Below are 19,823 nucleotides of genomic sequence, written 5' to 3' on the forward strand. Positions count from 1 at the left end.
TTTCGGGGCAGCCCGCATTTATAAAATAAGTGGGTGGAAAGATGGCAGAAAAACTGCTCGAATTAAAAAATATAACAAAAAAGTTTTCCGGCGTCACCGCGCTGTCGGACGTGTCCCTGGAGATTGACCGGGGAGAAATCCTCACGCTGGTGGGAGAAAACGGCGCTGGAAAATCAACGCTGATCAAGGTGATCACAGGGGCACATGAACCAACCTCGGGAGAATTCTGGTTTGAGGGAAAGCGCATTGAGCACAATACGCCAGTGCTGTCCAAGCAGCTTGGGATCGGGGTGATCTACCAGGAGCTGAATCTCATGCCCCAGCTTACGGTAACAGAAAATATTTTCTTTGGAAAGGAATTGAAGAAAGGGCTGATTCTTGACAAGCAGGCGATGCAGAAAAGCTGTGAGGAGCTGATTGCCGAGCTGGGGGTGGAGATAGATCCCCAGGCAAAGGTTTCCAGCCTGTCTATTGCGGAACAGCAGATTGTAGAGATAGCAAAGGCGGTTTCGGAGGATATTAAATTTCTCATTATGGACGAGCCTACTGCTCCTCTTACCAACAATGAGATTGACAAAATGTTCGAAATCATAGGGAAGCTTCAGAAAAAGGGCGTTGCCATTCTCTATATTTCCCACCGTCTGGAGGAGGTATTTCAGCTCTCTGACCGGGTGTGTATCCTTCGGGACGGAAAGCATATTGTCACTCTGCCTATAGAGGAGATAGACAAACAGGGACTTATCCGTCATATGGTGGGACGGGAGCTGGGACAGGATTATCCCAAGAGAACGGAAGAGCTCGGCGAGATTGTATTTTCTGCAAAAGAAATTACCAATAACCGGGTAAGGGACTGCAGCTTTGACGTGAGAGCCGGGGAGATCCTGGGACTGGCCGGTCTGGTGGGGGCAGGAAGAACAGAGCTTGCCCGGGCAATTTTCGGCGCGGATCCCATAAAGGAAGGAAAGGTGTTCCTAAACAATCAAGAGCTTAAGATAAGCTGTCCCCAGGACGCGATACGCTATGGCATCGGTCTGATAACGGAGGACCGGAAGAATCAGGGCCTGCTTCTTAATAAGAGCATTGCCTTTAACACAGTTTATGCCAGCATGAGAAGCGTCTGCCGCATGGGAGTGATTGAACATACAAAGGAAAAGAAACTGGCCCGGGAATATATGGATGCTATGAATATAAAGGCCTGGTCTCAGGAGCAGACAGCCGGAACGCTGTCCGGCGGCAATCAGCAGAAGGTGGTGCTTGCAAAATGGCTGGCAACCAATTCCAAGGTGCTGATTTTTGACGAGCCTACCCGGGGGATTGACGTGGGAGCAAAAGCGGAGATCTACCAGCTTATGCGGAAGCTTGCGCAGGAAGGGAAGGCAATTATTATGATTTCATCTGAGATGCCGGAGCTGATCGGAATGAGCGATCGGGTTCTCGTTATGCGCAGCGGAAAAATCATGGGCGAGCTGTCAAAGGAGGAAGTGACCCAGGAGGGTATCCTTACCCTGGCAACAGATTAGTACAGTTTCCCATAAACAGCGGCAGATTCTGTGAATAAACGGGTAAACGCTTCCATTGGAAAGGGGTAAGTGAGAGTGAGTGACACAAAGAAAGGAAAGAAACTAAAAACACATGGGATGTCAAAATTCGCTATATGGATTGCGCTTGTTGTTCTGATGGCATTTTTTTCCGTTGCCTCAGACGGATTTCTGACATCTACCAATCTGTTTAATGTGCTGCGGCAGGTTGCGGTGAACGGAATTGCCGCAGTAGGAATGACGATGGTAATTATCACCGGAGGAATTGATATCAGCGTAGGAGCGATTATGGGAGTGGCCTCCGTAGGATGTGCGCTCTTTATGGGAATGGGGCTTCCCCCGGTGCTGGCTGTGCTTCTGGTACTGCTCCTTGGACTGGCAATCGGCATCTGTAACGGATTTTTTGTCTATGAGATAGAGCTGCCGCCTATGATTGCCACACTTGCAGTACAGACGATTCTGCGCGGCGCAACCTATATTATGACAGGGGGCCTTCCGGTATACGGACTGCCCAAGAGCTTTAATATCATAGGACAGGGTTACTTGGGGCCGATTCCCGTGCCGGTGATTCTGATGGCGGTTTGTGTTGCCGTTGGGTGGTTTATTCTGGAGAAAATGGCTTTTGGCCGGTACATATACGGTGTCGGCAGCAACAAGGAGGCCTCAAGACTCAGCGGCATCCGGGTGCGCCAGGTCATGTACGGCGTATACGGAATGTGCGGCGCCTTCTCAGCCCTGGCGGGCGTTGTGCTCCTAAGCCGGGTAAACAGCGGACAGCCTAAGGCCGGCGAGGGGTACGAGATGGATATTATCACGGCTGTAGTTTTAGGCGGCGTCAGCACCAGCGGAGGAGAAGGAAAGATTGTAAATGTTTTGATCGGGCTTCTGCTGATCGGGGTGCTTTTAAATGGAATGACAATTATGAATATATCTGATTATTACCAGCGGGTGGTGAAGGGCGTGGTTCTGCTCCTGGCAATCAGCTACGACAAGCTGAGCCAGAAAAGAGCGCAGAAGGCGGTTTGAATATTACGGAACTGGAATCGAAAGGAGTAAGAATATGAAAATAGAGGAATTGAAAAAGGGACTGGTCGTATCTTGTCAGGCTACATCGGAGGAGCCTATGAGAGACAGCTCGATTATGGGGCGGTTTGCATATGCAGCACAGATGGGAGGGGCAGTAGGCGTCCGTGTCAACGGGATTGCCGATATTCTGGCCTGCAAGCAGATGGTAAAAATACCGGTGATTGGCATTGTCAAGCACGTATATCCCGGATATTGGAGCTACATTACCCCTACGCTCAGGGACGTAGAAAACGTATACATGACGGGGGCGGAGATTATAGCCATAGACGCCACAAAGCTGCCAAAGCCAGAGGGAAAGACTACGGAGGAGCTTCTTACGGCAGTCCGGAAAGAATTCCCCGATGTTCTGCTTATGGGCGACGTGTCCACCCTGGAAGAGGGACTGGCGGCTGTGGAGCTGGGCTGCGATCTGGTATCTACCACACTGGCCGGATATACAGAGTATACAAAGAACCACGAAGATAACCGTATCATCGAGTTACAGGCCCCGGATATACAGCTGGTAAGAGAACTGGTGGAACAGGTGAAGATTCCGGTAGTGGCAGAGGGAAGATACTGGGACGATACACTGGCTGCGGAAGCATTTAAGGCAGGTGCGCACAATGTGGTGATCGGAGCTGGAATTACAAGACCTCAGATTATTACAAAGAAGATTGTGGATAATATTCAAGCCTATCTATAGGACAGCCCCTTCATACCCGTATATTGAGAAGGATATTACGGAACTGGAATAAAAACAGTAATATCCCTCGCAGTACACAAATCGATTTACAGACACATGCTTTTGTGGCTGGAAATTGATTTTATACCCGTGTACTGGGAGGGATATTACGGAACTGGAATAAGACTGGAATAGGAGGTATCAAGTATGTCGATAGCGGCGGCAATTGACACAGGCGGAACAAAGATAGTGGGGGCGGCGGTGGATGATTCCGGAAAGATTTTAAAGGAGATCCGTGTTCCCAATACGGAGAGAGACGGCGGATTTATCCTGCGCACTTACATGGATCTGGTGAAAACCCTGCAGGAAGAATATTCAATTACCGCTATTGGTATCGGCGCCGGAGGCAGGCTGGATGAAGAGAAGGGCACGGTTTTGTATGCGGTAGATATCTACCGCAATTATATCGGACTGGAAATCAAAGCCCGGATGGAGGAGGCTTTCGGGCTTCCCGTGCGGATCACCAACGACTGCAGGGCTGCCGTTCTCGGAGAGCAGTGGCTTGGGGCGGCAAAGGGATGCAGGAATATCTTCGGAATTATCCTGGGAACCGGTGTGGGGGGAGGATATTACAGTGATGGAAGGATGATTGGCGGCGTCCGGGGAGGAACCGGCGAGATAGGACACGCCATCTTGCACCGGGGAGGCCGCAAGTGCCTGTGCGGGCAGCAAGGATGCGTGGAGCAGTATATTTCGGGCACGGCTCTTTGGAGCATCTACCGGGAGCGCTGCCCGGAATCCCAGATTACATCCGGCTATGAATTTTTTGAGCTTTACAGACAAGGCGATACGAATGCCGTCCGGGTGCTGGAGGGATTTGTGGAGGATCTGGCGGAGTGTGCGGTAAACTGCGGAAATCTCTTTGATCCGGAAATGATTCTCATAGGCGGCGGTCTGTCCGATACGGCAGAGTATTGGTGGGAGGCGCTGTTAAAGACCTATGAAGCCCTGGGGAATGTTCACACCAGGAGGATTCCCCTTGTCAGGGCAGAGTGTGGAAACCGGGCAGCGCTTCTGGGAGCGGCACGGATAGCCTTTGGCGAGCGGGAACCCGGAAGTGTCTGGAGCTGGTAAAAAGTGCATTTATATTTTAACAGTTATTGGGTGAGAGGTTAAAAGCCTCTCACTTTTTTTGTCAGAGAAGAAGCAAAACGGATGATAGAAGATAGAGATTTGGTAATAATGCATAAAAAACAAGAGTGATTTTCTGTAAAAATGTAGAAAATAAGCTTGGGATCTGAAATTGTATTGACATGATTATAGGATAGTCGTAAACTGTAGATGTTACATAAGTTATATACTATTACAAATGTAATAGTTAGGAGGTGAAGGAAAGATGGGAAAGGTAATCGTGGTTACACATGGGGGACTTGCCGAAAGCTTTTATGAAACAGCCGGAATGTTTATTGCAGAACGCAGCGGGCTGACAGTACTGGGGCTGGGCGTTGATCTGGAAAAATTTAAAAATGAATTAAGAGCAGCAGTCATAGAGAGTGAAGAGAACGAACTTTTAATTCTGGCAGATTTATTTGGCGGAACCCCGTTTAATTCTGCGGCAGCGCTGTGTCGGGAAGTGCGGACGGCAGGAAAGCAGATTGAGATTCTGACAGGGCTGAATCTGCCTATGCTGCTGGAGTGTAACTTAACAGAATAAATGACAAAAAGGGATTTATAAGTGGGAACATCCGTGAGGAGGTGGGAAATGCCGGGAAACCCCGTGAAATATAGGGTTGTGGCGAATTTAAGAGGGAAAAAACAAAGCATCTTTGACAGCGATTTTGTGAATAGGCTGTTAAGATGCTTTTTTATATGTGTTTAAGGAAGGAGAACGGAGGAGAGTGCAAGGAAGCATTGATTTTATAGGGTTTCTGCGACTTTCCTCCGTTCTTTAAGGTTGTAATGATATTATACATTAGATTTTCGTACTTGAAAATAGTGAAAGCGTTATAACGGGGCGTTATTGCGTTACTGATTTAGAATTAGAAATATGGGTGAGTACCACAAAAACCCCCATAAATAAAAGGTTTTTTGAAAGTAACGCTTGAAAAAATAAGCGTTACTTGTCGGTATCAGTGTCCGGCATGTGGGAGCAGGATTGGATAAAATCAATTCTACAAAATGGAGCTTTGAAATTGTATGTGTAGAATTGCCCTATTTTACAAGCTTTTAGCCCATTTTGGGGAAATGTTTCCATGAGAAACAATTCTACAGTTTTGGGGTGACAAGTAACCCAAAAAAAGCAAAAAAATTATCCTACCATGTTACTTCTTTTTGTATCTGTCAATTCGGATGATTTTACATAAGTCCCTCTTTCCCTTTGGGTTTTACGGAGTTTCATTTCTAATATCTCTATGAGTTCTTCTTTGTCTCTTTCTGACAGTTCCCGGAAACCCTCTAAGAGTTTAGATTCTCTCTCTTCAGAGAGAAAAGCATTCTCCCTTTTGGGAGTTTCTCCTTTGAGCATCCAGTCAATGCTACAGTCTAAAATGGCAGATAGTGAAATAAGAGCAGGGGTGGATGGAAGTTTGTTTCCATTTTCAATTTCGCTCATATTTCCTGAAGATATGCCTGTTTCTTGCTTTATTTGAACTTGTGTGAGACCGAGTTCTTTTCTCCTTTGCTTAATTCTTGTTCCGATGGATGTACTTTCCATGAAATCCCTCCATTCTTCCTATTGAGATAAAAATATCGCCAAAGAGAGAAAAAGTGTTGACATTCTCTCTTTAGAGAGATATACTTATACTTGCAAGGGGGTTACTTGTAACCCAACAATCATAGCAAATTTCTAAGAAAATCTCAATAGCCGGAGTTCTCCGGCACAAAGAAAGTCACCCGGTTCAGGGTAGTGGAGGAATAGAAAACAGGAGGAATGGAACGAGTGAAGAATGGGAAAGCCCCTACACGGGAGCAGAAAAAAATTATGAAGGCTCATGGATTGATACCGGAAAACTGGCTTGTAGTGAAAAACCTTCCTGACACTTTGGAGGTGGTAAGCCGGGCAGCATTGAAAAAAGTCGGTCAGAAACCAAGGACAAAGATTGTATCAAAGAGCCTTTGATGTGAGGTGAGCAGATGGCAACAAAGCAGACGAGGCTGACACCCTTTGGGAGGAAAGTCAGGAAAAGGCTCATAGACAAAAACATGACACAGGTGGAGCTTGCTGCTTTGCTTGGATGCAATAAGCAGTATATCCACAAGATTTTAGTCGGTGAGCGTAGTGGGAAGAAATATATTGAAGCAATATCAAGGATACTGGAAATTGAGATGGTGGCATGAAGGAGGTGAGATGATTGGCTGAAGCATTTGTCACATTGGCTGAAGCGGCGGAGCTGGAAGGGGTCAAATATAAAACAATGGCACAGAGGCTGTCGAGGAAAAAACAGGCATTTGAAACCAAGACCGAGAAGTCAGAAACGGGCGGAAGAGATGTGGTGCTTGTAGCAGTCTCCTCACTATCCAAACAGGCAAGGAACGCATGGAAGGAAAGGGAAAAGCTGAAATCCTTCACGGAAGGAGTTCCGGAAGGGCAGGAGGCGGCAGAGCAGAAGCCGGAGGTGCCATGGTATGTGAACATGGACATTGACTGGTACATTGAAAACTACAAGGAGAGATACTACAAGGCTGTGGAGCTTGGGAACGTGGTCAGGAAGTTCCTTCAGTATGACGAAGGGGACAGGACAAAGTACGCTGAAGAGTTCGCACAGAAGCACCTTGGGAAGGGTCAGAGGACTTTGTACCGATACACCAAGGCATACCTTGAGGCATCCGCATGGGCGGACAAGCTTCAGAAGGAGGATGGGGCAGGGTATGAGTTCTTCAAGGTTCTCTGCCTGTGCAGGAAACCGAAGGAGACCGGATGCTTCCCAAGCATCAAGCCGGAGGTCAAGCAGGTCATCAAAAACATATGGTTCAATGAGGACTTTGCCCGGAACCAAGGCACCCGTGAGATGCTCTATGAGAAGCTGACAGCCATTGCCAACATAAACCTAAAAGCCGGGATGACGGAATGGGAGAAGATACCGTCCTATCAGACGGTGGTGAGGTATATCAACTACCTCATGGAGGATGAGAACATGAGGAACGCCTACTTCCTTGCATCCCGTGGCACCCGTGAGTACAAGAATAAGGTCATGGTGAAAGGGAGCCGGGATACCAAGGGGCTTCAGGTGATGCAGATAGTCATGGGTGATGAGCATACCTTTGACTGTTGGGTGAGCTACAAGCAGCCCAATGGCAAGGTCATAGCAATCAAGCCACACTTGGCTGCATGGGTGGACATGCGGAGCAGGGTCATCATGGGTGATGTCCTCTGCAAGGATGCCAACTCTGACATCCTGAAGCAGAGCCTCCTCAAGATGATTTATTCAGAGCCGGGAGGGGTTCCGGAGTATCTCTACATAGACAATGGTAAGGACTACACAGCCAAGACCATGACAGGAAGAGACCGGAATGACCGGAGCGGCTTGAACTTTGACAATGAGACACAGGGCTTCTATAAGAGCATAGGCATCAAGGATGACCACCGGGCTCTGCCTTATGAGCCATGGAGCAAGGGACAGATAGAGAGGTTTTTCCGCACCGTCTGCAACAAGTTTACACGTTGGATGAAGTCCTACACGGGAACGCTGACGGGCTCAAAGACCTCTGACAAGGTGGAGAAGGACATCAAACGGATGCTTGAGAGGGGAGAGCTCCTGACACTGGAAGAGTTTTATGAGAAGTGGCATGAATGGCTCACCACAGTCTACATGCACACAGAGCATTCCGGGCTCAAGAAGATGGGAGAGACCTACAAGAAGCCTTATGACTGCTTTATGAATGAGGACAGGTACTTCAAGGCGGCACCACCTAAGAGCTATGCAACCATGCTGATGATGAAATCAGAAAACGTGCTTGTCCGCAACATAGGCATCACCAAGTGGGGATATGAGTACCGCTCTGATGAGCTGTGTGACTATATCGGGCGGAAGGTTGACATCAAGTATGACCCGGATGACATGGCTGTCCTGTATGTCTTTGACCAAAAAGGCAAGCGTATCTGTGAAGCGTACTGTCAGGAGCTCCTTCAGATTGCCCCGAAGGTGACACAGAAAGCACTTGAGGAACACCTGAAGATGCAGAAAAGGCAGCAGAAGCGTGACAGGGAAAGACTTGAAGAAGCAAGGAGACCTTTTGAGGAACTTAATGAGCAGTATGTGGGCTTCAATGAGGCAACAGGCGGCATTGACCTGATGATAGGCGGAAAGAAGCAGGATAAGGCGGCAAAAGTCATAGCAATGCCAAAGGATAGAACTTATCAGCAGGGCTTCCGGGCAGAGAAAAGGGAGGATGATGAGCAGGACAGCGAATACATGAGCAGGCAGGCGGAGAACGCACTCAAGAAGCTTAGAGCCATAGGTGTGTAACAAAAAGCGTATGGCAGGAATTAGTGAAGGAAAAAGGAAAGGAAGGTTGTAACTATGGAAGCATTGAATACCTACAAAGCGGAGAAGACACTGGCGGAGCAGATGAATGAGAGATTGGCGGAGCTGAAGATGACCAAGGCGGAGGCAGCCCTCAAGATGAACTATTCAAGGGCGGCACTTAGCCAATACCTCAATGGGAAGTATGCAAGTGACCCTACCGAACTGGAAAAGAAGGTCAGGGAGTTCCTTGAGGCATCCGGAGGAGTGGATGGCGGTCAGGAACAGGAAGGCGGCAAGGCAGGGGCAGGCATCCTCAAGAAGAAGGTGGAGTTTTTTGAGAGCCGAGACTTTGTACAGACTATCGGAGTATGCCAGGCATGTCAGGAGTATATGGGGCTTGGGATAATCGTTGGAAAGTCCGGTCAGGGAAAGACCCACGCACTGAAGAAATATGCAGAGCTGCCGAGGGTGGCATACATTGAGTGTGATGACACCATGGCTTGCCGGGACTTGGTGGAAGCCATTGAGAACGGGATAGGGCTCCCTAGAGGGTATGGAGGAACGATATGGAAAAGGGTCAACCGTATCCGGGAGTTTTTCAATACCAATGAAGGCTTCCTGCTCATCATTGACGAGGCGGACAAGCTCATCAACAAGTACACGCAGAAAAAGATGGAGATACTCCGGGGCATTTTTGACCAGTCGGATGTGGGCATTGTCATAGCCGGGGAGCCGAGGCTTGAGACAGAGCTGAAAGGCAACCTTGCCCGTTTTGCTAATCGGATGGACTTTTACTATAAGCTGAAGGGGCTGTCCAAGAATGAGGTGGCGGACTACCTTGAGGGCTATGAGGTCGAGGAGGCAGCCATGGGCGAGATGATAAGCCGGGCAACCAACACACAGAGCGGATGCTTCCGCCTGTTGGACAGGACACTCAACAACGTGCTCCGTATCCTGAAGCAGAAGGGCGAGACACGGATAACCATGAAGATTGTGAGCGAGGCATCCAGTATGATGATGCTGTAGGAAGGAGGGAGCACATGAAGAAATTGAAGGTTGTAATCAAAGGCGAGCATGAGGAAGAGATGGGGCGTGAGATGCTGTCAGGCATCTATGGTGTCATTCAGAATTATGGATACACGGATGTGTCTGTCCGGGCGGATACCATTGCAGACAGAGGATGTATTCAGATACCGGAGTTCCTGAAGCCGCATGTGCAGAGCGTAAAAGAGAGGAGGGTGTAGCATGGCAGGGAACACATCACAGCCGAGCATCAAGAGGGTATGGGGCATTGCAAAGAGCCCGGAGCTGAAGCTCACGGATGAGGAGCTGCATCTCCTTGTACAGGCACACACGGGGAAGGACAGCATCAAGGCTCTCAACAAAAGGGAGCTTCAGACGGTCATCCGGGTGCTTGGCAGCATGAAGGACTCTGTGAAGAAGTCGGAGCGTGGGAAGCACAGTGGAGGGAACACATCCACGGAGAACCAAAGGAAGAAGATATACAAGCTCACACAGGAGCTTGGATGGGACAAGCCTGCAAGGGTCAATGGCATGTGCCGGAAGATGTTCGGGGTCAGTGCTGTGGAGTGGTTGGACTATCAACAGTGCTCTAAGCTCATTGAGGCACTCAAGAACATGGTGAAGAGGCAGGAAGAGAAGGAGGGACAGGATGCAGGACTGCAAGCTGATAGTGACAGTCAGGGATGACAAGGTGAATTTTGAGGGTCAGGACATCAGCGTTGAGGAGCTGGCACAGATAGCAGGCTTCCTTCAGGTGTTCGTTGGCATGGAAGGGCTGAAGCGTGGACTGGACATGGATGATGTGAAGAACAACATGCTTGACATCCATCTTGCCGCCATGGAAACGCTTGAAGAGCAGCTTCGGAGCGATATCCCTGACCCGGATGGCAGTTAAGGAGAAGGAGGCGGAGAGATTGAAAAAGATACAGTTTGTATGTGACAGGTGCGGAGCTGTCCTTGAGAAGACAGCTATCAAGATAATACCAAACGTAGTAGAGCTTGACGGGGAAGATATTCTGCATCCAGTGGATGAAGCCACACATGGGATGCACTTCTGTGCAGCGTGTACGGATGCCCTCCTGAAGTTCCTGCTCCCTGAAAACAAGCCTCCACCAAAGCCAAAGGAAAAGCCTGCAAGGAGGAGAAGGCTTGATGCAGGCAGGGTGATGGCTCTCCATAATGCCGGATGGAGCAATGAGGACATAGCGGCTGACATCAGGGCAGAGCCGGAACAGGTCAGGCAATGTATCTACTATCAAAAGTACAAGAAAAAGAGTCCATCAGTAGCGGACGGAGAGGAGCAGACATGAGCACAGCATATAAGAAGATGACAAGCCACGGGTCAATCAGCATCCCGGTGGCAATGCGGAGGGAGCTTGGCATTGAGCCAAAAGACCCTATGGTGGTGGAGGAGCATCAGGGGGAAATCAGGATAAGACCGTACACACTCCGCTGTAACTTTTGCGGCGTGACGGACGGGGTGCAGGAGTTCCATGGGAAGGGTATCTGTGGAGCCTGTGCAGCAAAAGCATTTCAGAAGTTAGGAGGCGGACAGTAATGGGAGAGCAGACAACAAAGACAATGAGCAACGAGCAGCTCATTGGGGCATGTGTGGAGCTTGACAGGGAGCAGAAGAGGAGCCGGGTTCTGATGAACAGCTACAAGGCGGAGCTTCAGGCGAGGGGCTTGGCTCTCATGGAAGACCACAATGTGAGGTATGTGAAGTTTTACGGTGATGAGGGCAGTGCTGCCATCACGGACAGCATGAGCCTTGACATCCTGAATCCGGACAAGCTGAAGGAGCTTGTGGGAGCAGGGGTATACAGTATGAAGGTCAAGGAGGAGACCAAGACGAGCTACAAGTTTGACAGCAAATTTGAGAAGGCTCTGAAGGCAATCTTTACAGGGGACTATACCTTTGAGACCACGCTTGCAGAGTTCCTTGATGAAATGAGCATTAAGCCGGACGAGAAGCAGAAGAAGCTCCTGCTGAAGAAGCTGAAAGGAGAGTTTGAGAAGGACAAGGAGACCCTCATCTCCGTCTTGGTTCAGGAGGGGCAGGAGACACCGGACTTTGATGTGGAGTTGTGGTACATCTACCGTATCAAGAACGGGGAGCTCATCCGGGCTTTTCTCCCGGAGGAGATGATTGATGCAACCATTGAAGGCATCCGGAAGAGCATCTTGGTGGAGACCAAGACATCCATCACATTAGACTATGACAGTGAAAAGGAGGAGTAACCATGGAAGAAAAGAAAGAGCTGTTTGATGAAGTGGCAACCGAAGAGGAAATCAATGAAGTGGATGGTCAGCCCATCTACCACGCAAACGAAGGCGAAGGCGAAGACGAAAGCAAGGAGGAATAATCATGGCAAAGAAGAAGATATGTATTGATGCCGGGCACTATGGCAAGTACAACAGGTCTCCGGTGGTTCCGGAATACTATGAGTCGGATATGGTGTGGAAGCTCCACCTGATGCAGAAGGAGATACTGGAAGGCTATGGCTTTGAGGTCATTCTGACAAGGGGCAATCAGGCTACAGACCGGGGGCTCTATGACCGTGGATATGCAGCAAAGGGATGTGTGCTCTTCATCAGTGATCACTCCAATGCCTGCGGTACGGAGAGCGTGGACTATCCCGTGGTGTACCGTGGCTATGACAACATTGGGAACTGTGACAGTCTTGCCCTGAAGCTTGCAAAGGTGATAGCCTCCACCATGGGGACGGTGCAGGCAGGAAGGACAGCGACAAGGAAGGGCTCATCCGGAGGAGAGTATTATGGCGTACTTAGAGGTGCGAGGGCTGCCGGGCTGTCAGACTACTACATCCTTGAGCACTCATTCCATACCAATGCCAAGATGACCAAGTGGCTGCTCAATGACTGCCAACCTTAGAAAGCTTGCTGAAGAGGAGTGCAGGGTCATAGCGGAGCATTATGGGATGAGCAATGGCAAGGCAGAGGATAAGGGCAGCATGACCAAGATAACCGGGAAGGCGGAAACCACAGCGGAGCAGATGGCGGCATACATCAAGGCAAAGAATGGCAGCGTTGCACAGAGCGTACTTGACATGATACCGCTGTACCTGTCTGAAGGAGAGGCGGAGAATATCCGTGGTGACATTGCTTTTGCACAGAGCTGTCTTGAGACAGGCAACTTCACCTTCTCCGGGAGTGCTGTGAAGCTCTCACAGAATAATTTCTGTGGCATGGGAGTGACCAAGAACGGGGAGACCGGGAACAGCTTTAGCACGCCACAGCTTGGCATCCGGGCACAGGTGCAGCACCTCAAGGCATACGCCAACACCACGAAGCTGAAGCAGGACTGCATAGACCCACGCTTTGACCTTGTATCCCGTGGCTGTGCCCCGTATGTGGAGTACCTTGGAATACAGGAGAACCCGAAGGGCAAGGGGTGGGCTGCCGGAGCCGGGTATGGCGGAAAGATACTGAAGATACTGGATGCCATCAAGGGAGCCGGGAGCGGTCAGGCAGGAAGCGGCGGACAGGACTCCGGCAAGAAACCGGATGATGGGACAAGCAGCAGGCAGGCTTCACGCCATACCTCATCACTACTACCTGTGACGTATTGAACATCCGCTCCGGGCAGGAACCGGGCACAGCGTGGTGGGAGCCATCCGGGAGAAGGCAGGCAAGAAGAACAAGTACACCATTGTGGAGGAAAAGGACGGATGGGGCAGGCTGAAGTCCGGAGCCGGATGGATAAGCCTCTCCTATACCAAGAAGGCGGCTGCATCCGGAGGCGGCACAGGCTTCACGCCATATCTCATCACTACCACCTGTGACGTGCTGAACATCCGCTCCGGGGCAGGAACCGGGCACAGCGTGGTGGGAGCCATCCGGGAGAAGGCAGGCAAGAAGAACAAGTACACTATTGTGGAGGAAAAGGACGGATGGGGCAGGCTGAAGTCCGGAGCCGGATGGATAAGCCTCTCCTATACCAAGAAAGCCTCATAGTAGTGGGAAGGAGGCGGAGATGACAGCGGATGAACTCACAAGAGCCCTCATTGAAGAGACCACGTTGGAGGACATATCAGAAAGCTACCGCCCTGTGGTGGAAATCATAGGGATTGAGAAGTTCATTGAGCTTAGTGAGTACGCCAAGGGGGATGAGCTCTACTTCCCGAAGACAGAGAACATCATAGCCCCGGCAAGGAACAGGCGTATCAAGAAGGAGTGGAACGGGTACAACTCAAAGCAGCTTGCAGAGAAGTACAACTTGACCACCAAGCAGATAGGGAACATACTGAAGGACGAGCCAATGATAGGGCAGATGAGCCTTTTTGACATGGATAACGGAGAGTGATTTTCCGGAAATGTTTCCCCTAAAGAGTCTTTCACAATGAGTATAAGATAAGAGCATGTACTTAGTACATGCTCTTATTGTTTTGTGCGTTATTCTCAAAAAAAATGACAGAAAAGGAGTGGTTTGCATGACGAATTTCACAGCGGATGTATCACAGATTATCGTCTTCATTGGTGTCATGGCATTTATCGTGTCGGTCATCACGGAGGCACTCAAAAAGTGGACATGGTTTGACCGGAAGGTGCCCACAGCACTGACCGTCATCCTCCTGTCCCTCATCCTCTGCCCGGTCTGCCTGTTGGGGCTTGCGACATATTACGGGGTGGCTATTGAGTGGTTCATGGTATTTGCATCATTCATAGCAGCCTTCATTGTGGCGTTGGTGTCCATGGATGGATGGGAGAGGGTCACGGAGCTTGCAGAAAAGCTCATCAGGAAGTAGGAGCCTATGGATTATGTTATATCTTTCTCTGATGTGATGGCAGGGGTCATCACCCTTGGCTTGGGGGTGATAACCTTCTTCATCAAGGGGTGGATAGGAAGCCTCAAGAGCAGCACAGAAGAGATAAAAAAGCAGATTAAAGAGAATGATGACAAAGTGAATAAGAGGATTGACAGGTTGGAAGAGGAGACGGATGAGGACATAGCAAACATCAAGCAGGAACTCAATAACATCAAGGGTGATTTTGCTACCACGTTTGTGCTCCGTGAGGACTTCTTCCGTTCCATGAACGGGGTGGAGGACAGGATGAGGAGCATTGACAGCAAGATTGACAAGCTCCTGATGCAGAGCAGCAGAAAAGAGTGAGGTGAACAAAGTGAATGACTTAGAAAAAGCAGAAATCAAGCAGAATAAGGCAATCAGGGGGTACATCATCCGGTGCTTGGTGAAGGGATACAACAACACAGCCCTCACAAGGCAGTTATCCAATGCCATGATAGCAGCCGGGCTCATCATATCCCCGGACATCAGCAAGTATCTTGATTACCTTCAGGGAGCCGGATATATCGAATTTACCGAGGAAAAGGTCACAGCCTACAATGCCTATGCCAATGATGCAGTCATCAAGCTCACCAAGGAAGGCGTAGACCTTGCGGAAGGTACGATTGAGGACAATGGGGTTGATGTCTGATGGGAGATAAAAGAACCAAGCAGAGGATAACCTCAAAGATTGACGAGCTCCCTGAAGGCTTGCGGATGAAAGTGGATGTGATGCTTGCTGACACATCCAATACCTATGAATATATTAGCCAATTCCTGAAGGGGGAGGGCTATGACATATCAAAGTCCAGCGTGGGGAGGTATGCCACCCGGACAAATAACGCCATGCAGAGGCTCCTTGAGGCACAGGCACAGACGGACAGGCTGATACAGGTGGTGAAGGAGAACCCGGAGGCAGACTACACGGAAGCCGCCATACTCCTGACCATGAACGGGCTCCTGAACAAGGTGGCAACCGCCGAGGAGGAGTTCAATGAGATGCCGCTTGACAAGGCAGGAAGGCTCATTGCCTCCCTGTCCCGGACAAAGGTATACAAGGACAGGGTAAGGCAGGACATGAGGCGGAAGGCTGACATTGCTTTCCGGGAGATGGAGTCCGAGATACTCAAGGTCATCAAGCAGGATGGGAAGTCAGCGGAGCAGCTCAAGGAGATACTGGCAAGGGCAAAGGAGCGGATGATGGAAGATGATTGATATTGACAACTGGATGAGGGAGCTTGAGGAGGACGTGGACACAGAGGCAAGGAGCAATGAGGAGTATCAGACCAAGCTCTTTGAGGAATATGTACTCCGGGGCTCTGACCATCAGGAGGAAAGGAAAAAACTGAATGAGCGGTACCTGTCCGGGGAGGAGCTCATGGGCGAGCATGGGCTTAGAAAGGAGCTTGCCGCCTTTGACATGTCCTACTTTGGGAGGGCGTACCTTCCCCACTACTTCATCCGGAAGTCCCCACACTTCCATGAGGAGCTTGACGGTATATGGAGCCGGGGCGTGATGAAAGGGAGGAACCCCCTGAAGGAAGCCAAGGTCATCTCAAGGCTGAAGGGCTCCCGGCAGGTCGTGGCGGCTCCCCGTGGTCATGCGAAGTCAACCAATTTCACCTTCAAGGACAGCCTCCATGCCATCCTGTACGCATACAAGCACTACATCCTCATCCTGTCTGACTCATCCGAGCAGGCGGAGGGCTTCCTTGATGACATCAAGACGGAGCTAGAGGACAATGGCAACATCATCATGGACTTTGGCTCCCTGAAAGGGGAGAAGGCATGGAGGACAGGGGTGATACTGACCAAGACGGACATCAAGGCGGAGGCAATCGGCTCCGGGAAGAAGGTCAGGGGAAGGAGGCACCGGAACTGGAGACCTGACCTCATTGTACTGGATGACATTGAGAATGATGAGAACGTCAACACGCCGGAGCAGAGGCGGAAGCTGAAGAACTGGTTTGACAAGGCGGTCTCAAAGGCAGGGGACACCTATACAGACATCATGTATATAGGCACCATACTCCACTATGACTCCCTGCTCAACAACGTGCTTCAGAACCCAAGATATAAGACTAAGAAATATAGGGCGGTCATATCGGAAGCAGCCAATACAAAGCTGTGGGATGAATGGGAGAGCATCTACACCAATCTTTTCAATGAGAACCATGAGGAGGATGCAAAGACCTTTTATGAAGCACATGAGAAGGAGATGCTTCTTGGAGCTGAAGTTCTTTGGGAAGAGAAGCTGTCCTATTATGACCTAATGGAAATTAAGGTCTCTGAAGGCGTGGCATCTTTCAACTCCGAGCTTCAGAATGACCCGATTGACCCGGAGAGTGCAACCTTCAATCCTGAATGGTTTGATTACTACGAGCCGGAGCTCATGGACTTCTCAAGTCCGGAGTTCGTATTCGTGGCAGCAAATGACCCGTCACTTGGAAAAAACAAGAAATCAGACACAAGCTCCATCATCAACCTTGCCCTGTCCACCAAGACCGGGTACATGTATGTGGCGGATGCCTCCGTGGAGAAGCGGAAGCCGGATGTCATCATTGATGATGTGTTTGAGATGAACCGGAGGCTGAAGAGGGACTACAAGAAAGGCTTCTACAAGTTCGGCGTGGAGGTGGTGCAGTTCCAATACTTCTTCAAGGAGGTCATGGCTGCCAAGTCCGCAGAGGAAGGGGAGTATATCCCGATAGAGGAGATACAGTCTACGGTCAACAAGGTGCTCCGCATTGAGTCCTTGCAGCCCGTCATCAAGAACAAGTACCTGAAATTCAACCGGGAGCACAAGACCCTACTGAAGCAGCTTCAGGAGTTCCCCATGGGCAAAGAATGATGATGCCCCGGACGGTCTTCAGATGGCGGTGCAGCTTGCACAGAGCATCAAGGCGGTGGCATCAAAAGCAAATTACAGGACAGTCCTTCGGAGACGGTTCCGGATGAGCAAGGGTGCCTATTAGGAGGTGTGACACAGCATGGCAAAGAAAAAGAAGAGGAACCGGAACAAGGGGACACCCTTCAATCCGGAGACAGATACAGGCATCAGGAGACCCGTGACCGCAAGGGTGGCGGTGGGGGATGTCAATGACAAGTTCTCTGACTACCCATCCAACGGGCTGGCACCACGCAGGCTTGCCCGTATCTTCCGGGAGGCGGATGAGGGCAATGTCAGGGCACAGATGGAGCTCTTTGAGGAGATGGAGGAGAAGGACACCCACCTCTTCTCACAGATGCAGACAAGCAAGCTTGCTGTGACAGGGCTTGATTGGGAGGTGCAGCCATTCTCTGACAGGATGAGGCGGACAAGGAGGTTGCTGACTTTGTGGATGAGCAGCTCAAGGGGATTGAGAACTTTGACGAGGTGCTGATTGACATGTTGGATGCCATAGGGAAGGGCATCAGCATCATGGAGCTTGCGTGGACGGTAGAGGATGGGAAGAATGTCATTGAGGACATTGAGTATGTGCATCCCAAAAAGCTTGTGTTGGACAGTACAACGGATGAGCTGAAGATATGCACCGGGAGTACCCGTCAGGCGTGGAGCTCCCGGAGAATAAGTTCGTGGTGCATAAGTACAAGGCGAAGTCAGGACATGCAAGCAGGGCAGGCATTATGAGGGTGGTCTCATGGATGTACCTGTTCAAGAACTATGACATCAAGGATTGGGTGAGCTTCTGTGAAGTGTTCGGTATGCCGCTCCGCCTTGGAAAGTATGATGCCTCTGCTTCAGAGGATGACAAGAAGCAGCTCATGGAAGCCATCATCAGCCTTGGGACGGATGCAGCCGGGATTGTGCCGAGCTCCACAATGATAGAGTTCATTGAGTCGCAGAAGACCACAAGCGTAGAGATATATGAGAAGCTTGCCCGGTACTGTGATGAGCAGATAAGCAAGGCAATCCTTGGACAGACCCTCACATCAGACAGCGGTGGGGGCTCCTATGCACAGTCCAAGACCCATGATGAGGTCAGGCATGACCTGACGGTTGCGGATGCAAAGGCTTTGGCGGTCACTATCCGCCGAGATATCATCAGACCGCTTGTGGAGTTCAATTTTGGGACGGATGTGGACATCCCCTTCTTTGGCTTTGACTGCCATGAGGTGGAAGACCAGAAGGAAGTGGTTGAGATATACAAGACCCTTGCCTGTGACATGGGGCTTGAGATACCGAAGAGCCACATATACAAGAAGTTCAACATACCGAAGCCGGAGGATGGCGAGGAGGTACTGGAACCGCCACGGACAGGGATATCAGCACAACCGCCGCCAATGGAGGAAGCGGAGGAGCTGAAGCTGAAGCAGCAGGAAGGGCAGACAGAACAGGGACAGGTTGATGCAATCGTATCCGCAGCCAACAAGCAGGCGGAGGGCATCTTCAGGGAGATGGTAAAGCCCATTTTCAAAATGATTGACAAAGCGGCGGACATGGATGAGCTGCAAAAGGTTCTGAAGGATGAGAAAAAGCTCCGGGAACTGTATCAGGAAATGGAGAGCCCGGAGCTTGATGACCTGATACAGCAGGGCATCTACCTGTCACACCTGATAGGGAGGTCAATGGACTAATGGATGTATTGTATGGACTGGCAAAGGATTTTGTCTTCAAGGAGGCGGTGGCGTTCCTGAAGGGGAAGAAGGCACTGACAAGTGAGGAGTACAGGCTGCTTGATGACGAGAGCCGGGCAAAGGCTTTCACCGTGTCAGGATATACAAGCCTTGGAGTCCTTCAGGAGTTCCTTGACTGCCTGACGAAGGCAGCCGAGGAGGGAACCACCAAGGAGCAGTTCCGGGAGGACATGAACCGCTTCCTTGAGGAGCATGGGTATGAGGGCATCAATCCATGGAAGAGTGACAATATCTTCCGGACGAACATGCAGACAGCCCTCAATGCAGGACACTATAAGAGCATGACGGATGAGACCACAATGAAGATGAGACCATATTGGAGGTACCGGACAGCCGGGGACGGTCATGTGAGGGAGTCACATGCAGTCATGGAAGGCAGGGTGTACCGGGCAGATGACCCCATATGGGATATATGGTACCCACCCAACGGGTTCCGGTGCCGCTGCATGGTGGTGAGTCTGACCAAGAAACAGGTGGAAAGGATGGGATTGCATGTTGAGACAGATGCACCGTTTGACATTGACTACTCCACGGGGGAGATACTCCCGAAGTTTCCGGACAAGGGCTTCTCCAACAATCCGGCAAAGAGCGTATGGAAGCCCGA

25 protein-coding genes and 2 pseudogenes are annotated in these 19,823 nt (G+C 50.3%); 26 read left to right on the forward strand and 1 reads right to left on the reverse strand.

The genetic code is table 11. The features are described 5' to 3' along the window. The first annotated feature begins 41 nt into the window (after positions 1-41). From VV089_RS24965 to VV089_RS24985, 5 genes are all read left to right on the forward strand, one after another. On the forward strand, positions 42-1,520 hold the full coding sequence (locus tag VV089_RS24965) for a sugar ABC transporter ATP-binding protein (protein ID WP_334337821.1): 1,479 nt from the start codon (positions 42-44) through the stop codon (positions 1,518-1,520). A gap of 75 nt (positions 1,521-1,595) precedes the next feature. Next, a complete protein-coding gene (locus VV089_RS24970) occupies positions 1,596-2,564 on the forward strand; it encodes an ABC transporter permease (protein ID WP_334337822.1) in 969 nt (322 codons plus the stop codon). A 34-nt stretch (positions 2,565-2,598) separates the two neighbouring features. Beyond that, positions 2,599-3,306 (forward strand): N-acetylmannosamine-6-phosphate 2-epimerase, encoded by a 708-nt coding sequence (locus tag VV089_RS24975; protein ID WP_172541026.1) that lies wholly within the window; start codon positions 2,599-2,601, stop codon positions 3,304-3,306. Between the two features lie 186 nt (positions 3,307-3,492). Beyond that, entirely contained in the window at positions 3,493-4,419 is a 927-nt protein-coding gene (locus VV089_RS24980; protein ID WP_334337823.1) for an ROK family protein, read from the forward strand. Between the two features lie 262 nt (positions 4,420-4,681). Further along, positions 4,682-4,999: a PTS sugar transporter subunit IIA gene (locus VV089_RS24985; protein ID WP_334337824.1), complete on the forward strand. Its 318-nt coding sequence runs from the start codon at positions 4,682-4,684 to the stop codon at positions 4,997-4,999. A 594-nt stretch (positions 5,000-5,593) separates the two neighbouring features. Here the strand turns inward: VV089_RS24985 and VV089_RS24990 are convergent. Next, positions 5,594-5,998: a helix-turn-helix domain-containing protein gene (locus VV089_RS24990; RefSeq protein ID WP_162225409.1), complete on the reverse strand. Its 405-nt coding sequence runs from the start codon at positions 5,996-5,998 to the stop codon at positions 5,594-5,596. Between the two features lie 225 nt (positions 5,999-6,223). On the opposite strand from VV089_RS24990, the gene VV089_RS24995 reads away from it, so the two are divergent. The 21 genes and pseudogenes from VV089_RS24995 to VV089_RS25095 all read left to right on the forward strand — a co-directional run. Beyond that, positions 6,224-6,403 carry a DUF6906 family protein gene (locus VV089_RS24995; protein ID WP_160225172.1) on the forward strand — a complete coding sequence of 60 codons (180 nt, stop codon included), beginning with the start codon at positions 6,224-6,226 and terminating at the stop codon, positions 6,401-6,403. 14 nt (positions 6,404-6,417) lie between these two features. Then, positions 6,418-6,621, forward strand: coding sequence for a helix-turn-helix domain-containing protein (locus tag VV089_RS25000; protein WP_160225173.1), 204 nt, complete (start codon positions 6,418-6,420; stop codon positions 6,619-6,621). 14 nt (positions 6,622-6,635) lie between these two features. Next, positions 6,636-8,750 carry a transposase gene (locus VV089_RS25005; RefSeq protein ID WP_334337825.1) on the forward strand — a complete coding sequence of 705 codons (2,115 nt, stop codon included), beginning with the start codon at positions 6,636-6,638 and terminating at the stop codon, positions 8,748-8,750. A gap of 54 nt (positions 8,751-8,804) precedes the next feature. Next, the gene (locus VV089_RS25010) at positions 8,805-9,776 is read left to right on the forward strand and encodes an AAA family ATPase (RefSeq protein WP_150839005.1); all 972 of its coding nucleotides are present in this window, start codon (positions 8,805-8,807) and stop codon (positions 9,774-9,776) included. Between the two features lie 14 nt (positions 9,777-9,790). Next, complete coding sequence (locus VV089_RS25015) at positions 9,791-9,994, forward strand: hypothetical protein (RefSeq protein ID WP_334337826.1); 204 nt, start codon at positions 9,791-9,793, stop codon at positions 9,992-9,994. A 1-nt stretch (position 9,995) separates the two neighbouring features. Next, positions 9,996-10,460: a regulatory protein GemA gene (locus VV089_RS25020; RefSeq protein WP_150839007.1), complete on the forward strand. Its 465-nt coding sequence runs from the start codon at positions 9,996-9,998 to the stop codon at positions 10,458-10,460. Beyond that, on the forward strand, positions 10,423-10,668 hold the full coding sequence (locus VV089_RS25025; protein WP_150839008.1) for a hypothetical protein: 246 nt from the start codon (positions 10,423-10,425) through the stop codon (positions 10,666-10,668). Before VV089_RS25020 ends, VV089_RS25025 begins: the two co-directional genes overlap by 38 nt. A 19-nt stretch (positions 10,669-10,687) precedes the next feature. Beyond that, entirely contained in the window at positions 10,688-11,083 is a 396-nt protein-coding gene (locus VV089_RS25030; protein ID WP_162228194.1) for a hypothetical protein, read from the forward strand. Beyond that, the gene (locus VV089_RS25035) at positions 11,080-11,331 is read left to right on the forward strand and encodes an AbrB/MazE/SpoVT family DNA-binding domain-containing protein (protein ID WP_150839010.1); all 252 of its coding nucleotides are present in this window, start codon (positions 11,080-11,082) and stop codon (positions 11,329-11,331) included. Before VV089_RS25030 ends, VV089_RS25035 begins: the two co-directional genes overlap by 4 nt. Continuing rightward, positions 11,331-12,014, forward strand: a complete 684-nt coding sequence (locus tag VV089_RS25040; RefSeq protein ID WP_150839011.1) for a hypothetical protein — start codon at positions 11,331-11,333, stop codon at positions 12,012-12,014. Before VV089_RS25035 ends, VV089_RS25040 begins: the two co-directional genes overlap by 1 nt. Positions 12,015-12,016: 2 nt before the next feature. Beyond that, positions 12,017-12,139: a hypothetical protein gene (locus VV089_RS25045; RefSeq protein ID WP_334337827.1), complete on the forward strand. Its 123-nt coding sequence runs from the start codon at positions 12,017-12,019 to the stop codon at positions 12,137-12,139. Between the two features lie 2 nt (positions 12,140-12,141). Then, on the forward strand, positions 12,142-12,669 hold the full coding sequence (locus VV089_RS25050; protein WP_334337828.1) for an N-acetylmuramoyl-L-alanine amidase family protein: 528 nt from the start codon (positions 12,142-12,144) through the stop codon (positions 12,667-12,669). 52 nt (positions 12,670-12,721) lie between these two features. Continuing rightward, a pseudogene (locus VV089_RS25055) lies at positions 12,722-13,751 on the forward strand (glucosaminidase domain-containing protein); the annotation flags it as partial. Positions 13,752-13,770: 19 nt separating this feature from the next. Beyond that, on the forward strand, positions 13,771-14,100 hold the full coding sequence (locus VV089_RS25060; RefSeq protein ID WP_150840899.1) for a Mor transcription activator family protein: 330 nt from the start codon (positions 13,771-13,773) through the stop codon (positions 14,098-14,100). Positions 14,101-14,227: 127 nt separating this feature from the next. Continuing rightward, complete coding sequence (locus tag VV089_RS25065; protein WP_162228196.1) at positions 14,228-14,542, forward strand: hypothetical protein; 315 nt, start codon at positions 14,228-14,230, stop codon at positions 14,540-14,542. Between the two features lie 6 nt (positions 14,543-14,548). After that, positions 14,549-14,908: a hypothetical protein gene (locus tag VV089_RS25070; protein WP_135991632.1), complete on the forward strand. Its 360-nt coding sequence runs from the start codon at positions 14,549-14,551 to the stop codon at positions 14,906-14,908. Positions 14,909-14,918: 10 nt separating this feature from the next. Further along, on the forward strand, positions 14,919-15,233 hold the full coding sequence (locus VV089_RS25075) for a hypothetical protein (RefSeq protein ID WP_135991633.1): 315 nt from the start codon (positions 14,919-14,921) through the stop codon (positions 15,231-15,233). Beyond that, the gene (locus VV089_RS25080) at positions 15,233-15,796 is read left to right on the forward strand and encodes a phage protein Gp27 family protein (RefSeq protein WP_279013388.1); all 564 of its coding nucleotides are present in this window, start codon (positions 15,233-15,235) and stop codon (positions 15,794-15,796) included. Before VV089_RS25075 ends, VV089_RS25080 begins: the two co-directional genes overlap by 1 nt. Continuing rightward, on the forward strand, positions 15,789-17,432 hold the full coding sequence (gene terL / locus VV089_RS25085; protein WP_442891621.1) for a phage terminase large subunit: 1,644 nt from the start codon (positions 15,789-15,791) through the stop codon (positions 17,430-17,432). The genes VV089_RS25080 and terL overlap by 8 nt, the downstream gene beginning before the upstream one ends. 139 nt (positions 17,433-17,571) lie before the next feature. After that, a pseudogene (locus VV089_RS25090) lies at positions 17,572-19,159 on the forward strand (DUF935 domain-containing protein). Beyond that, on the forward strand, positions 19,159-19,823 hold a 665-nt coding region (locus tag VV089_RS25095; RefSeq protein WP_334337829.1), incomplete at its 3' end, for a phage head morphogenesis protein. The pseudogene VV089_RS25090 and the gene VV089_RS25095, both read left to right, overlap by 1 nt.

Source organism: Candidatus Merdisoma sp. JLR.KK011, assembly GCF_036941125.1.
Classification (GTDB): Bacteria; Bacillota; Clostridia; order Lachnospirales; family Lachnospiraceae; genus Laedolimicola.

Excerpts from the sequence above, each read along its gene's own strand:
- VV089_RS24965 (WP_334337821.1), top strand. The coding sequence starts at position 42 with ATGGCAGAAAAACTGCTCGAATTAAAAAATATAACAAAAAAGTTTTCC.
- VV089_RS24975 (WP_172541026.1), top strand. The coding sequence starts at position 2,599 with ATGAAAATAGAGGAATTGAAAAAGGGACTGGTCGTATCTTGTCAGGCT.
- VV089_RS24980 (WP_334337823.1), top strand. The coding sequence starts at position 3,493 with ATGTCGATAGCGGCGGCAATTGACACAGGCGGAACAAAGATAGTGGGG.
- VV089_RS24985 (WP_334337824.1), top strand. The coding sequence starts at position 4,682 with ATGGGAAAGGTAATCGTGGTTACACATGGGGGACTTGCCGAAAGCTTT.
- VV089_RS24990 (WP_162225409.1), bottom strand. The coding sequence starts at position 5,998 with ATGGAAAGTACATCCATCGGAACAAGAATTAAGCAAAGGAGAAAAGAA.
- VV089_RS25000 (WP_160225173.1), top strand. The coding sequence starts at position 6,418 with ATGGCAACAAAGCAGACGAGGCTGACACCCTTTGGGAGGAAAGTCAGG.
- VV089_RS25010 (WP_150839005.1), top strand. The coding sequence starts at position 8,805 with ATGGAAGCATTGAATACCTACAAAGCGGAGAAGACACTGGCGGAGCAG.
- VV089_RS25015 (WP_334337826.1), top strand. The coding sequence starts at position 9,791 with ATGAAGAAATTGAAGGTTGTAATCAAAGGCGAGCATGAGGAAGAGATG.
- VV089_RS25020 (WP_150839007.1), top strand. The coding sequence starts at position 9,996 with ATGGCAGGGAACACATCACAGCCGAGCATCAAGAGGGTATGGGGCATT.
- VV089_RS25025 (WP_150839008.1), top strand. The coding sequence starts at position 10,423 with ATGCAGGACTGCAAGCTGATAGTGACAGTCAGGGATGACAAGGTGAAT.
- VV089_RS25035 (WP_150839010.1), top strand. The coding sequence starts at position 11,080 with ATGAGCACAGCATATAAGAAGATGACAAGCCACGGGTCAATCAGCATC.
- VV089_RS25040 (WP_150839011.1), top strand. The coding sequence starts at position 11,331 with ATGGGAGAGCAGACAACAAAGACAATGAGCAACGAGCAGCTCATTGGG.
- VV089_RS25045 (WP_334337827.1), top strand. The coding sequence starts at position 12,017 with ATGGAAGAAAAGAAAGAGCTGTTTGATGAAGTGGCAACCGAAGAGGAA.
- VV089_RS25050 (WP_334337828.1), top strand. The coding sequence starts at position 12,142 with ATGGCAAAGAAGAAGATATGTATTGATGCCGGGCACTATGGCAAGTAC.
- VV089_RS25060 (WP_150840899.1), top strand. The coding sequence starts at position 13,771 with ATGACAGCGGATGAACTCACAAGAGCCCTCATTGAAGAGACCACGTTG.
- VV089_RS25065 (WP_162228196.1), top strand. The coding sequence starts at position 14,228 with ATGACGAATTTCACAGCGGATGTATCACAGATTATCGTCTTCATTGGT.
- VV089_RS25070 (WP_135991632.1), top strand. The coding sequence starts at position 14,549 with ATGGATTATGTTATATCTTTCTCTGATGTGATGGCAGGGGTCATCACC.
- VV089_RS25080 (WP_279013388.1), top strand. The coding sequence starts at position 15,233 with ATGGGAGATAAAAGAACCAAGCAGAGGATAACCTCAAAGATTGACGAG.
- terL (WP_442891621.1), top strand. The coding sequence starts at position 15,789 with ATGATTGATATTGACAACTGGATGAGGGAGCTTGAGGAGGACGTGGAC.